Consider the following 12,827-nt stretch of genomic DNA (forward strand, 5'->3'; position numbering starts at 1 on the left):
CCCCGACCTTCCCCTGTCGGCTCATCTTGTGGGGGGGGGGCCGGGCCGTTTAGGTAGCCCCCTCGGGGCCCCCCCCCCCCCCCTGCCCCCTGTGTGGCCCCCCCTCCCGGGCCGCCCAACACTGTTGGTTACGGCAGGCTCAGTGGTCATCGTCATCGTCGTCTTAGTTGCGGTCGGCGAAACCTGACGGCCCCGTTGGCAACGCCGTGATCGTGCGGCGCGCGATCTTCGGCACTTTCCTGAACGGCAAACAGGGGCCGGCGACGCGAGGTCGCCGGGCCCCTGCTGACCAGTCCCGTTACCGATGTGTCACGCCGAGTCGATCCGGGTGGCGAGCCATTCGAGAACATCACGGACACCTTGGTCGTAGCCGGTTTGGTGCACACCAGAGGCGAAGAACTCGGCGGCGTCGCCTCCTTGGCGGGCGAGGTCGGCCATATCCGACAGCGCGGCACTGGTGGCTGGGTCGGTGCGGGCGGTGAGGTCGGCGGCGAGACCGGTGAGCTGGCCGGCTCCGTCCCCGACGAGCGCGGTCGCCGCGGTTGCTGCGAGGTCGGTCGCTACCGGGGCGAGGCCGGTGAGCTCGAGGCCGGCTCCGACGGGATCGCCGGCGGCGAGTCTGTCCACGGCGCGCCAGGCGACCTCTTGTGCGAGGCCGATGTTGGTGGCGATCCGGCCGAGATCGACCTTGGCGACGAGATCGACGACCTGTGCGGCCACGGCTGTCCAGCCACTGGGGTCGGATGGCGCTGCCAGCGACAGAGCCCGAGCGACCAGGCGCAGATCGACCTCGTCGGCAACCTGGACGAGAGGGCTGAACAGGTTGTTGAGTTCGCCGCTGATCCGGTGCGCGCCGGGAATATCCCCGGCCAACACGGCCTGGGGCAATCGTGCGATGTTGTCGCCGATCGCGGGAAGGTTGGCGGTGAATTCGGCCAGCCCGCCGAGCACGAGGATCACCTGCCGGGCCACCGACGCCGGATCCAGCACACCCGACGAACTGGCGACGGTGGGATCGTCGAGCAGTGCGGTGTTGCCGGTGAATGCGCGCCCGACCGCCGCCAGGGCAGGGGAGGTTTCGGGTGATGTAGCGCAATAGAGGTCGCCGACCGCGCACACGGTTCGTACCCGGTCGCCCAGGCTGCCGAAATCCTCGCGCGGGCCGGCGATACCTTGCCCGTCGACCGATTGTCCGAGCTGGGGTGTGCTCGGGTCCCGATTCGGGTCGGACAGTAGGCCGGCGCCGAGGATCTTCGAGTCCGGGATCGGGCCGCGGCCATGCCCTATCTCGGCGAGGGTGTCGCCGGCGATGTCCGCGCCTTGGGAGTACCCGGCGAGCACGACCCGTGTGGTCGGACACAGTTCGGCAAGCGTCCCGGATAAGGCTTGCACTCCAGCGGATTCCGACTGTGGGTACGGGGCGGGCGCGGCGGCATATGGCAGTGAGCGCACGTCGATGTCGGGGCCGTATCGGGCGCGCAGGCCGTCACCGATCGGGGCAAGCATCCCTACGGCAGCGCTTGAGTCGGCGCCGGGGTTGGTTTCCCCGGTTCCAGGCACCAGGACCGCCGTCCAACGGGGACAGGCGCCGCCGTTGGCGGGTTCGGCGGTCGCTACCCCGGTAGCGGTCGCCGTGACGGTGGTTGCGCTGATCACCACGGCGGCGGCTACCGCAATCGCACGCGCGGTGCGCCTGGGTGCGGTGGTCCGGTCGGGCCGGACGCGGCGTGTGGGGGCACGCCAGGGTGTGAGTCGGCGGTTGAACATCAAGGCTCCCTGGAACGTCTTCTCCGGTGGCGCGGGGAGGTTTCTCGCCGCACCTGGAACTCCGCGTTTTCGGGCTTCTTTTGGACATGCCGGGTCAGGGGGCGATCAGTGGTGGGAACTCGGGAACTCGGTAACTACGAACTCCTGAGGCGAATGATTGGCCGCCACTCTCCGTCGTCGGACATCAGCCTCAGCATCGAAACAAACTGGTTTGGAGGTGAATTGGTGATTCTGTGGCGGGTCACCGGCCGGAACGCGATTGCTGTCCGATGTACCTGATATCAGAACTGGTGCGAACAGGAAAAGAGCCCTGCAACCCGATGGTGACGGGATGCAGGGCTCGTAGTGGGGCGGCCGGGACAGCAGAGGGGAACCGTCACCGTGGCAATCGAAAACAACGTGTCCGAGGAACCCGATCACACCCGGGAACTATGGCCGCGACCGACGAACCCGATCCTGCGAAAACTGAATCCGGGCCGGGCACTGCGACGGTGGCGGGTTAACCGCGCCATCCGGTTCGAGTACCGCGGTCCCGCGCTCACCGAGGGCGACGCGAACGAGCGCCGTGCGATCCTGTTCTTCCATCGCGACCACCCGGATGTGGAGATCGGTAAGGTCCTCTTCCTAATCTGCCACGAGTGCCGGTGGGGGCACATCGGCAACGTCTCTGTACAGAAGCGCTTCTGGGGTAATGGCATCGCCAGCCGCGCCCTGGCCGAGATCCGCGATCCGCTGCCCGGATACACCTGGCGGACCAGCCTGCACAAGACCACCGCGAAAAGCTTCTGGCTGCTCATCGCCGAACGCACCGGCAAGGACTACGCCGACATCGGCCGATACTGCGACCACATGTATCCCGACCAGGCGCGCCACTGACACTCTCGACCGGGCGCGTCGACGCGGTGCTGGTGGTTGATGCCCATCTTTACCCTTGAAAGCACTAAAGGCGCCCAACGGCTGGACGCCTTCACGCTGCCCTCCGGGCAACGCTCCCTCTGGGAGCGTTCTGCGCCGCTGTTCATGGAGGTTCTCGGCGTCGCGCCGGGAACGCTCCGAGATTCGCTCTCGGTCCTGCCGGGCTTCGCGCCCGGGAACAGCTTTCGCGGTACTGCGGATCGAGCCAGTTCAGTCGAGGGAACCGAACTGTTGATCTTCTACCGGGCTATCAGCCCCGCAGTTGATCGATGCCTTCTTTGATCAAGCGACATATCGCGATGGCCAAAGGCCCCCACTTCGCCGCCTGGTCCCTCCACGTATTCCGTCTATGCCGGGATTCGTTCTCGGGCATCACACCTCCTCTCTTAGCTGCTCAGCCCCCCATATGGGAAGGGCCGCATCAGCCAGTCGAGAAAGGTGCGATATCAGAATACACGCCCGGTCAGCAGGCTGAATCTTCTTGCGCGGCCGCCGTCCCAGCCGTCGCATGAGACAGATCACCGACCGGGCGGGGTATCCACGCGGTCGCGTGTGCCACCTTGAAGCGCGAGAACCGGCCAGGTAGCCGCTGGCCGGTTCTCGTTCTGTCCCGGGTCAGCATCCAGGATCAGGGTCCTTCGTCGTGCTGGGACCCCTACCGCCACGTTGTGCTCGGCGTGGTCCGCGCGGGTGCGGGCGGCTGCGCGGCCTTCGCGGGTGCCGTCGACGAGAAGAGGGGATCGACACGGATAGCGGCGAGTCGTCTCTGAACATTCACCTTGGGCGCGGCATCGTTGGACGGCGAAGTGCGGAGGAAGTCTCGACCCTGCATGAGCACGTCAGCCACTCGAAGGGAGCGAACCGATGAACTACGGTGCGGACGCTGTGCAGAAGTTTGCATTCACCACATGGGAACGAATCTGGTACGTGCTGATGTGCATCGGTCTCGGCGCCGGATACTTCGCCAAGGTCCCGGCCAAGAAAGCGCTGCAGGACTTCGGGATGACGACCATGACCGGCGCCGAACGGTTCTGGTACGTGCTGATGTGCGTCGCGTTCGGGGCCGGCTATTTCGCCAAGATCCCGACCGCCAAAGCGCTCTCCGAACTCCCGCAGTTCGCCGAGATCTCCCGGACATCGGGCCCCGCCGCCGGTAGGTGACCGGTCCCGGATTGGTGCCCAGCCTGATACTGCCGGAGCGCGTGTCCGGCCCCGGTTTCCGCGTGATGTGCCCGTAGTGTCCGGTCTGACCAGGCTTTATCCAGCTTGAGTAGCGGAGGTGGGCATGGCGGAGACAGACGAGTCGGGACAGTCGGCCCCGGCCGGGGTCGAGACCGTCGACAGCACCACCGAGTCCTGACCCCGGTCCGGGTGCCGGCGCCGATGCTGGCTGTGGCCGGTCAACCGCCGGATGATGCGGGGTGGGCGGTGGAGATGAAATGGGACGGCGTCCGAGCGATCGTCGTTTGCACTGGTGGGGTGTGTCGGCTCTACAGCCGCAACCGGCGCGAGATCACCGATTCCTACCCCGAACTCGCCACTGAGCTCACCGCACGAGCCCAGGGCCGAGAGCTGGTCCTGGACGGGGAGATCATCGCCCAAACCCCGGACGGGGCGCCATCGTTCGGGCGGTTGCAGCGCCGCATGCACGTCTCCCGCCCGACCCGTGCGCTGGTCGCGGCGGTGCCAGCGCAGCTGTTCTTGTTCGACGTCCTCACTGATACCGGTGAGGACGTCACTGGGCTGGGGTACCTGGACCGCAGGGACCGGCTGCAGGAGCTGGGATACACAACCGCGCCGGTGCAGACCCCACCGTACTGGCTCGATGTCGCCGCCGATCGGTTGATCGACGCGGCCCGCGACAACCGTCTCGAGGGCATCGTGTCCAAACGCATCGACTCGGCGTATCTGCCGGGGCGCCGGTCGCGGGCCTGGATCAAAACCCCGCTCCGCAAGACCACCGAGGCAATCGTGGCTGGCTGGACCACCGGCCACGGCGGCCTGCACTCAAGTTTCGGGTCCCTGGTCCTGGCAGGCCACGACCACACCGGGCACCTGGTGCATATCGGCAATGTCGGTACCGGGTTCACCCTCGCCGCCCGCGGGGCGTTGCGGGCCCGACTCGACGAGATCACCCGCCCCGGTGCCCTGTTCCCGCTGGCGGCGGTGGTCCGTGGCCGCGGTGGCGAGGTCCATTGGGTGGAACCGGTGCTCGTCGGCGATATCGAATACCGCGAGTACACCGGCGAAGGGCTACGGCATCCAAGTTGGCGGGGACTGCGCGACGACAAGGCCCCCGAGGAAGTGAGAGTGCCGCTGCCGCGGTAGGCGCCAGGCGAGCATGGCGGACCTCCGGCCTTTCGATATCGCGGCCTTAGTGCGGGTACGCAACGACCACACGGAACCCGATCCTGAGTGTCAGCGTTCGGGTTCAGACAAACCCAGGCGCGCTGCAGCTTCGCGAAGTGCCTGGTAGCCGCTGTCGTCTGCTTTGGCCTGGTTGTAGGGGGTATACGGCAGGCCTGCATTCACGACATTGAGCGGCCGGTCCTCGTCGTGAACTGCACCGAGGCTGACAGCGAGGTTGTATCCAGCCTCTGTCGCTATCCAATTGAAGCAACGTGTGCGAGGTATCGGTTCGGCAGCGAGCGCTGCCGTCGCGTGATTGATGAGCCGCGTGGCGATGCCCATGCGACGTGCTCGCGTGACGGTGTACGTGTCGCGGTCGTAGGCGCGGGGCGAGTCCGCATACGGAAGGAACGCAACGAACACCGCCAGTGCATGCCCATAGCCGTGCTCGTCGGCAGCAACCCACACGCGCAGTCGCGGGTTGTCGTGCGGGTGGCTCGCGCGGATGTCGATGTCGTCCATCTCATGTTTGGTCACCGCTCCAGTATCGAGTCGCGTGGTTCTGGTCGTGGCCGGCTGGCTCGACATTCGAGAGGTTGGAGAAGAATTTAGGGAGAGGGAGGTATTTATGCAGTTAGGGAATGGTTTTGGGGAAGGGTAGGGCAGGGGGAGAGAGGGGTGCAGAAGGGATATTGAAGGGATACCGAAGATGTGAAATAGAAGCGGGTGAGACGTAGCCACCCCCTCCCGTACCCGCTCATCGCCAGCGGCCGCGGTATCCCGGTGGCAAGGGCCGCAGGCCCGCGGCAATACCTCTTGGACCTGTCCTGCGCTGGAAGTTGCGCTATGGCTCCTGTCGGTGGGTGGGTGCACCATCCAGAGCATGAGCGAGCACGACGCCGTCAACACCACTGGGAAGTCCTGTTCCGGCGCATACCGAGGTTGAGTGCGGTGGCGCACTACGACTCGCCGCGAGGATGTCTATCTGGGGTACACCTCAGATAGACGGGGGCCGGATCAATGCCGGGGCTGCGAGCTGTTGGTGGCCGCTGCTACAGTTACCGGCAATGCGGAGGTCGCGGGTTCGAGTCCCGTCGGGTCCATTCGAGGGCCTGTAGCTCAGCTGGTAGAGCAACGCACTGTCCGTGCGGCACACGATGCCCGGAGATGGGGAGGGCCCGCCGATTCGGCGGGGCCTTTCTCGTTCCATCGAACCCAGGCTCGATTTCTGGCCGCCAATAAATGAACCTCAACAGCGGCTATTCGCCGAACCTAGACCTCGAAAGCAGCTGTCGCTGTCGTCGATTCGAATCTGAACGCTCACGTGGTGGCGTTCCTGCGCTGGCTCGTGCACGACACCGATGAGTTCCCCACTCGTCCGGCGGAACCAACCTCATGAGATGGAACAGTTAGAACAGTGTGCCCTGCTCGGTGGTCGGAAACACCGAGGTATCGGAACCTTCCGGGCCCGGGGTGGGCCGTCCTCTACGGTGTGAGAGCCCGTGTTGCCTACCGCGGTACCTGCCGACCGGCCGGGGCCTTCGACCTGTCGAAAGTGAGTCGCCATGCGTTGTTCTCGCGTGATCGCCGCCGCCGCGGTGGCGGTGTTCGGAGTGCTCGGCTGGGCGGCGGTCCCGGCCGCTTCAGCGCAATCCGACCGTGTGGTGTACGCCTGCGAGCAACTCTTCCTCCCGGAGGGGGAGGGTGCGAGCATACCGGTGGACGCCTTCGGCTGCAGTGTGGTGAACGACGCTGGTCGCGAGGCCCGCACCGGCAGTGTGGAGGGGGTCGAGATCCGGGACGCGCAGAAGGGTGACGTCTTCCACTGCTCTTCGGCCGATGTCGATGAAGACCCGAACAGCGGATCGGGCGAAAAGTTGGCGGTGGAGGGCTTCTACTGCGACCGCGTCTGAGCCGACTGCCGGGCACGGCTGCGAGCCGACCAGCACACGGCGGGGCCTGAGCCGGTGTCCGTGGCGGGGACGGCTCGGCCATACCGCCGGGCACGGGGTAGAGCTGGGACGGATCCGGTACGACACGGCCATCGACCGCATACACCGGCTCCCAGATCTCGGACATACCTTCGATTATTCGCCGGAGCACGCCAACATCTATGAGGTCCACTACGGTACCCTCGCCACCCAAACCTCGCTCGTGTAGTCCATCCGCCGCCGGGTCCTTTTCTGGAGTTGACCAGTTCGGAGTGGACGATCAGCCGGCCGGAATCGTGCGGGTGTTCTTCCGCCACGTGGTGCTCGGCGCCACCCAAGGATTACTACTGGAACCTCGGGCAGTGGCCCTCACTGGAGGTCCTGTTCAACGACTCCGGAGCTGTGCTTATCGGTGAGGCGCTGCTCCAGCTCGGCGACCTCCTCTGGAATGAACACCCACTCGGCGAGCGAGTCTCCAGGATCGTCGGACAGTGCGCGCATGCTGCGTTGTTTTCGCGGTGCCATGCTCGAACCTCGGCCTGAGCCTGGCCGGCGCCGAATCCTTTCGAGGTGAGCCGGTCTATTACGTCCACGTGCCTGAATTCGGCACTCGGTTGCGTGGTGGGTTTGTCCGAGGTCAGTGGTGCTGCGGGAGATCGGGCCGCGTTGATCGGTGACGGTTCCGGCTGAGCTGGACTGTCGATCTGCAGTGGGGTGCTTAGGGTGTTGCGGGACCGGTTCTGGCGGTCGTGGGGGTCGGTGACGACCACGCGGTCGATACCCCGCAACTCGACGTATTGTCGGCCGGTCGCGGTAATACGGGCCAGCAGGGCCAGCTGTGCGCGCCCTGGTGTGGAGAAATGGCGGCGGTCCTGGAAGTCGATGCGTGTCTGGACGATCTCGACCAGACCACGCTCGGCGAGAGCACGCGCCGCCCGCCTGTACGCGGCGCGCCAACTCCGCAGGCGGTCACGCTCATCCGGCAAGCGTGGATGTCCGGGCTCCAGCGCAGGGGTGTGCATCTCGGCTAGACCCAGGTCGGCGAGCAAGTAGTAGTCGGTGCTGTTCGCAACGGACTGGGCTATCAACTCAAGTCGAGCGATCATCTCACGTCGGGGTAGTCCAGCCGTGAGTATGGCGGCCCGGCGGCTGAGCAGACTGTCCTGCTTGCGCGGCGTGGCCGTAGGGACGCGAGATTCCTGACTTTTCCTCCCGACGACCTTGGCTGCCCCCACGAGCCTCCCTGGGGAGAGAAGGTCCCAGCATGTGACCCCGTTCTTGGGAGCTTCGCACAGGGCGACGAGAAGTCGCCGCTGGACGATTCCCAATCCCTGTGACATGCACCGATTCTAAGTGTATCCACCCCTGCATCCCTCGGTGCTCCAATGGATTCGCCCAGAAATGGGTGAGCCTCCTCCCGAGTGCAAGTCGTGAAGGAGGCGGAATAGTCCAATGTCCGTTTCGTACTGAACAGAGGTCCAAGGAATGAGGGTAGACCCCCCATCCACCATCGAAAACAGCTCACTTCCGTCTGATCCCGACCCTCATCGACCCGTGCATCCGCTCATCGCGGTTTCACTGGCTGTCAGTCTTGCTGTCGCAGCCGGGCTCTTAGTCGGCTGGGATGCCGCGGCAACCGTGCTTTTCGGTGTACTTTCCTTCTTCTCCCCGCCCCCCAGATCAGGGCGATTGAAGTAAGCGAAGGAAGTTACTGCTAGCCGATCTCCGATCGCTGCCCGCGATCGGAGATCTCAGGCAGGTACTTGTATAGCGTGGTCCGCGATATCCCCAGCAGCCGCGCGATCGAGGCGACCGACTCGTCGGGTCGGGTGAGCAGTGCGCGGGCCTGCCGGATCTGCTCCTCGCTCATCGCTGGTGGCCGGCCGAGGCGCTGCCCGCGGGCCCGGGCGGCGGCCAGGCCTTCGTGGGTGCCGTCGACGATGAGTTCGCGGATGAATTCGGCCAGTGCGGCGAAGACGTGGAACACCAGGCGGCCGCCGGGGGTGGTGGTGTCGAGTGCTTCGTGCAGGGACCGGAAGCCGATCCCGCGGCGCCGTAGATCGGCCACGATCGAGATCAGGTCCTGCAGACTGCGGCCGAGCCGGTCCAGGGAGGCGACCACGAGGGTGTCGCCGGCGCGTATGTAGTCCAGGCACGCCGACAGCTGCTCGCGTTCGACATCCTTCCCGGACTTCTTGTCGGCGAACACCTTCTTGCACCCGGCCGCCTTCAGGGCCCGGGTCTGCCGGTCCAGGTTCTGGTCCCGGGTCGAGACGCGGGCGTACCCGATCAGCGCTCCTCCCCCGCCTACTGGATCCAGGGCGTCGCCGTCGAGGGAAAGCGGTTCGAGCGCATAGGTGTCCGTCACCCCTCGAATCGTACATAAAAGGGCGACTGGCTGTTGTTGAACAGACGGACTTTGCGACACGTTTATTGAACAGTCAGCGTTTTCGGTCGACCTGGGCGTTTGTCCGCCGGGGCCGGTTTCGGCTCGACTTTTCAAGAAACGATTAGTTGTATGAGGCCGTGACGTTGGTGACGCCGTGCGGGACGCGGGCTGCCGGGGGCTGGCCGCCAACGGCTCCGTGAGGCCGGTGGTAGTTGTAGTGGATATTCCACACCGCCAGGGCCTCGGCGCGTTGCTTCTCCGATGTCCAGGTGCGGGCGTAGAGGAACTCTTCAGAGATGATCCTGTTGTATCTCTCGACCTTGCCGTTGTGGCGCGGCGTGTAGGGCGCGATTCGCTGGTGCCGTGATCCGAGAAGTGCGCGGGCGAAGGCGTCAGCGCGGTAGCACGCTCCGTTGTCGGTGACGACACGCTCGATTCGTGTGATTCCGTGTGCCGCGAACCAGATTCGTGCCCGATGAAGGAACGCAACCGCCGTGATGGCCTTCTCGTTGTCGAGCGCTTCGGTGTAGGCGAGGCGGGTGTGTCCGTCTATGGCGGAGTGGAGATAGACGTAGCCGCCTAGTCCTTTCGTTCGCTTGTGCCGGTTGGCATCTTTCGCCTCTTTGCTGCCGCGACCATGGGCTCGCCAGCCACCGCCGTCGGGGATTCGCCCTACCTTCTTCACGTCCACGTGGATCATGTGGCCTGGGCGTCGGGCAATGATTCTGCGGGGTTGCCGGTTAGCCGCGCCATCTGGATCGATGAACCGTCGGCGACTCAGGCCCAAGGCTGCAAGATGCCGAGACACTGTCCGGCGACTGACAACGATGCCTTCGATCTGTAGCTCGAAAGCAATCCGGGCGGCTGCCCACTTGTACGTGCGGCGGAGATCCTCGATCCTGACGACGACCGCAGCATCGGTGGCTGTGGGCTGCCGATGGGGAGTCGAAGACCGATCGAGCAGGCCGAGATCGCCATGGCGTCGGTGGCGGTTGACCCACTTCGAAGCACAGGCGCGCGAGATCCCCATCTCTGCCGCGACGTGCGCGATCGGGCGGTTCTGGCAGCGTTGCACCAGACGCCGACGGCCCTCGATCGATAGCGGCGCGTTGCTATGCGTCATCTCGTCACTGTCCCGAGTCGGCGTCAGGCGCTGGCGGATTGGGCGATGGTGGTGCGTCAGCAACGGCATTGAGGGCATCTAGGATCGTGTGCTCCTCGAACGCGAAGTGTTCGCGAAGGCGGGCGACGAGGCCGTGCAGCTCGGCTCGCAGCGCCCGAGGGTCACTGGTTCCGGGCGTATAGCCCTCGAGCAGCTCACGGATCAGCGCGTTGATCTCGGCTACCACGACATGCTCGGCCTTGAGTTTTTCCAGCGTCGGTGCCAGTGCCGGAAAGGCTTCCGCCACCATCGGAAATGCGCCGAAGTCCTCTCCCATGTGGTGTCGTTCGAGCGCACCGCAGAAGGTAACGCAACGCTCGAGCATCTGGTCATGCAACGTTCTCGGCGGCAACATCATAGGGGTGACGGCGTCGGCAGTTGCGATGATGGCGTCGACCTGGGCGATAACGAAATCTAGTTCGGCGGACAGCCATTGGTGTACCTCGCGCATGAAGTCGCCCATCCCGCGCACTCGGTCGAGCCCCTGACGAGGCGGGAGGGGACGGATCTCCACCAGGGGGATCACCCGAGCTGTCATCTGCTGGTAGGAGCCATACCCGACATGCTTGCGCACAACCGCCTCCCAGAAGCGGTCACGCACCGCACCAGTCAATTCGGCGGTGGTCGCTGGGTAGGTTTCGGAACCGACCTCAACCCTCACCAATGGATGGGCCCGAAGATTGTGCAGCCAGGCTGGATTACGGCCTGCACCGCCAGCAGAGGCGACGACCAGGCGTTTGCCGTCGATGTCGAGGTAGCCCAGTGGAGTGGTGTGGCGGCGACGGGAACGTGCGCCGACGGTAGTCAGCAGAAGCAGAGACGAGCCTTGAAAGGGACCACCAACGACGCCGGCGTTCGAACGGAACTCATCGATGACGCGATGTTGGAAGTCGTGGACAGCTGAGGATGACTCAGATTCGTGCATGGAAGATCCTTTGTCCGCTCGCGCTGGACATCACACCGCCAAACCCGTGACCAGCCTGATGTCAGGCTGCGGTTGGGTTGGCCGACGTGTACCAGCGGCGAATGAGAGCAGGGTGACAACGCCGTCGACTTCCTCAGCGGACAAAGGTAGGCCTGAGGTAGCGATCTCGCGTGGTGGGTATCTGGTTCCTCGTCCGCCCTCTAACTCGGACTCACTGCATACGGCAGGGACACGAACACCCGTGTCAGCATCCTGCCACCGACGGCAGGGCGAGATCAACAGATGTCAACAACGTCCTGACCCGCAACAATTAGTTCTTGGACGGCACCGACGGGTTGCACTGAGTGCCAGAACGCCGATTCGACGAATCAATCAACCCAGTCTGGCGCTGAGTTGGGCACCGAGTTCGCGAAAGCCCAAGGCGAGCGCGACCCGTTGGGACTGCGGAGTACGGGCACGCCACTGAGGAAGCAACCCAGCCTCCAGCGCGTGTGCCACCGCCACAGAACCCGTCAGTCGCCCCAAGCCCTGCCCCCGGTTCCCGGGCGCCGTCAGCACACTCATGTGGGCGGTCCGGCTCGGCCACATGCGATATCCGGCAGCAGCGACCACCTTGTCGTGGATCCGGACAGCGAAGGCCGGGGAGGTGATCTCACGGAGCCCGCTTTCCTCCGAATCGTGCTCACCCGCCAGCACTTCGAGCCGGCGTAGGTCGGGGTGCTCGGCAGAAAGCCGATCGACCGGTACCGTACCCGTTGGCGCCTGTAGAAAATCGTGCTCGTCGAGATAGGCCAGCGTGGCCGGGCCCAGCACTTCTTCCAGGCAAAGGACACGACCAAGCATTCCGGGATCCGCAAAGTCCTCGACGGACAACTCTGCGACGGCGCTGCGAACAGCCGCTGCCGCGGACGCACTGGGCACGGTCACGATCGCTCGCCCCTGCAGCACGATAAAGCCGGCCCAGCCCTGTGGGCAGATCATTGCTCGCGGCGAGATCGCCACATCCACGGGCTCGGTCGAAGAGAATGAAACCGGTGCCCCGGCCAGCCCTTCCCACAGGGCGTGGGCTCTTGTCGGCACGGAGTTCGTTGGCATGGCCGCATTCTGCTCACTCGCGCGCCCGAAGGCGACCCATATTCCACGCCTCGACCCGGGGCGCCGCGGATTCGACCACTGGAGGAATCCCGGGCCGACGCCGGGGCCGGTGTCGGTCTTCAGAAATAGGATATTTCCGAATGGAACTCCGGTCGTCATCATCGCTGACCAGCGATGATGACGCGCCCATCCGTCCAATAATGCATCAATTGATGAACAGTGTTCGGACGCGTGGAGCCGACCGTGTCGAGGTCGCCGACACTCTGGCCGTGACGGCCCCCGGCCGGACCGCCC

General features: G+C 65.1%; 12 protein-coding genes. 5 read left to right on the forward strand and 7 right to left on the reverse strand.

The genetic code is table 11. The features are described from left to right. Positions 1-309: 309 nt before the first annotated feature. Positions 310-1,767 (reverse strand): cutinase family protein, encoded by a 1,458-nt coding sequence (locus tag ABZ827_RS31100; RefSeq protein ID WP_357244605.1) that lies wholly within the window; start codon positions 1,765-1,767, stop codon positions 310-312. Between the two features lie 381 nt (positions 1,768-2,148). Between ABZ827_RS31100 and ABZ827_RS31105 the strand changes: the two genes are divergently transcribed. The 3 genes from ABZ827_RS31105 (at position 2,149) to ligD (ending at position 5,010) form a co-directional block, all read left to right on the forward strand. After that, positions 2,149-2,643 (forward strand): hypothetical protein, encoded by a 495-nt coding sequence (locus ABZ827_RS31105; RefSeq protein WP_357244608.1) that lies wholly within the window; start codon positions 2,149-2,151, stop codon positions 2,641-2,643. 903 nt (positions 2,644-3,546) lie between these two features. Next, positions 3,547-3,843: a hypothetical protein gene (locus ABZ827_RS31110; RefSeq protein ID WP_357244611.1), complete on the forward strand. Its 297-nt coding sequence runs from the start codon at positions 3,547-3,549 to the stop codon at positions 3,841-3,843. 222 nt (positions 3,844-4,065) lie between these two features. Beyond that, a complete protein-coding gene (gene ligD, locus ABZ827_RS31115) occupies positions 4,066-5,010 on the forward strand; it encodes a non-homologous end-joining DNA ligase (protein ID WP_357244614.1) in 945 nt (314 codons plus the stop codon). 90 nt (positions 5,011-5,100) lie between these two features. Here ligD and ABZ827_RS31120 read toward each other — a convergent pair whose 3' ends face one another. After that, a complete protein-coding gene (locus ABZ827_RS31120; RefSeq protein ID WP_357244617.1) occupies positions 5,101-5,568 on the reverse strand; it encodes a GNAT family N-acetyltransferase in 468 nt (155 codons plus the stop codon). A gap of 1,028 nt (positions 5,569-6,596) precedes the next feature. Between ABZ827_RS31120 and ABZ827_RS31125 the strand changes: the two genes are divergently transcribed. Next, complete coding sequence (locus ABZ827_RS31125) at positions 6,597-6,944, forward strand: hypothetical protein (protein WP_357244620.1); 348 nt, start codon at positions 6,597-6,599, stop codon at positions 6,942-6,944. A gap of 387 nt (positions 6,945-7,331) precedes the next feature. Here ABZ827_RS31125 and ABZ827_RS31130 read toward each other — a convergent pair whose 3' ends face one another. Further along, entirely contained in the window at positions 7,332-7,487 is a 156-nt protein-coding gene (locus ABZ827_RS31130; RefSeq protein WP_357244623.1) for a hypothetical protein, read from the reverse strand. 224 nt (positions 7,488-7,711) lie between these two features. Between ABZ827_RS31130 and ABZ827_RS31135 the strand changes: the two genes are divergently transcribed. Next, positions 7,712-7,993, forward strand: a complete 282-nt coding sequence (locus ABZ827_RS31135) for a hypothetical protein (protein ID WP_357244626.1) — start codon at positions 7,712-7,714, stop codon at positions 7,991-7,993. A gap of 683 nt (positions 7,994-8,676) precedes the next feature. Here ABZ827_RS31135 and ABZ827_RS31140 read toward each other — a convergent pair. The 4 genes from ABZ827_RS31140 to ABZ827_RS31155 form a co-directional block, all read right to left on the reverse strand. Then, positions 8,677-9,330 carry a recombinase family protein gene (locus tag ABZ827_RS31140; RefSeq protein WP_357244628.1) on the reverse strand — a complete coding sequence of 218 codons (654 nt, stop codon included), beginning with the start codon at positions 9,328-9,330 and terminating at the stop codon, positions 8,677-8,679. 142 nt (positions 9,331-9,472) lie between these two features. Beyond that, complete coding sequence (locus ABZ827_RS31145) at positions 9,473-10,474, reverse strand: IS481 family transposase (protein ID WP_357244631.1); 1,002 nt, start codon at positions 10,472-10,474, stop codon at positions 9,473-9,475. 4 nt (positions 10,475-10,478) lie between these two features. Further along, a complete protein-coding gene (locus ABZ827_RS31150) occupies positions 10,479-11,438 on the reverse strand; it encodes a nitroreductase/quinone reductase family protein (protein ID WP_357244634.1) in 960 nt (319 codons plus the stop codon). Between the two features lie 372 nt (positions 11,439-11,810). After that, a complete protein-coding gene (locus ABZ827_RS31155; protein ID WP_357244637.1) occupies positions 11,811-12,533 on the reverse strand; it encodes a GNAT family N-acetyltransferase in 723 nt (240 codons plus the stop codon). Positions 12,534-12,827: the final 294 nt, after the last annotated feature.

It is taken from the genome of Nocardia sp. NPDC019395, assembly GCF_040632335.1.
Classification (GTDB): Bacteria; Actinomycetota; Actinomycetes; order Mycobacteriales; family Mycobacteriaceae; genus Nocardia.

Excerpts from the sequence above, each read along its gene's own strand:
- ABZ827_RS31100 (WP_357244605.1), bottom strand. The coding sequence starts at position 1,767 with ATGTTCAACCGCCGACTCACACCCTGGCGTGCCCCCACACGCCGCGTC.
- ABZ827_RS31110 (WP_357244611.1), top strand. The coding sequence starts at position 3,547 with ATGAACTACGGTGCGGACGCTGTGCAGAAGTTTGCATTCACCACATGG.
- ligD (WP_357244614.1), top strand. The coding sequence starts at position 4,066 with ATGCTGGCTGTGGCCGGTCAACCGCCGGATGATGCGGGGTGGGCGGTG.
- ABZ827_RS31125 (WP_357244620.1), top strand. The coding sequence starts at position 6,597 with ATGCGTTGTTCTCGCGTGATCGCCGCCGCCGCGGTGGCGGTGTTCGGA.
- ABZ827_RS31130 (WP_357244623.1), bottom strand. The coding sequence starts at position 7,487 with ATGGCACCGCGAAAACAACGCAGCATGCGCGCACTGTCCGACGATCCT.
- ABZ827_RS31145 (WP_357244631.1), bottom strand. The coding sequence starts at position 10,474 with ATGACGCATAGCAACGCGCCGCTATCGATCGAGGGCCGTCGGCGTCTG.
- ABZ827_RS31150 (WP_357244634.1), bottom strand. The coding sequence starts at position 11,438 with ATGCACGAATCTGAGTCATCCTCAGCTGTCCACGACTTCCAACATCGC.
- ABZ827_RS31155 (WP_357244637.1), bottom strand. The coding sequence starts at position 12,533 with ATGCCAACGAACTCCGTGCCGACAAGAGCCCACGCCCTGTGGGAAGGG.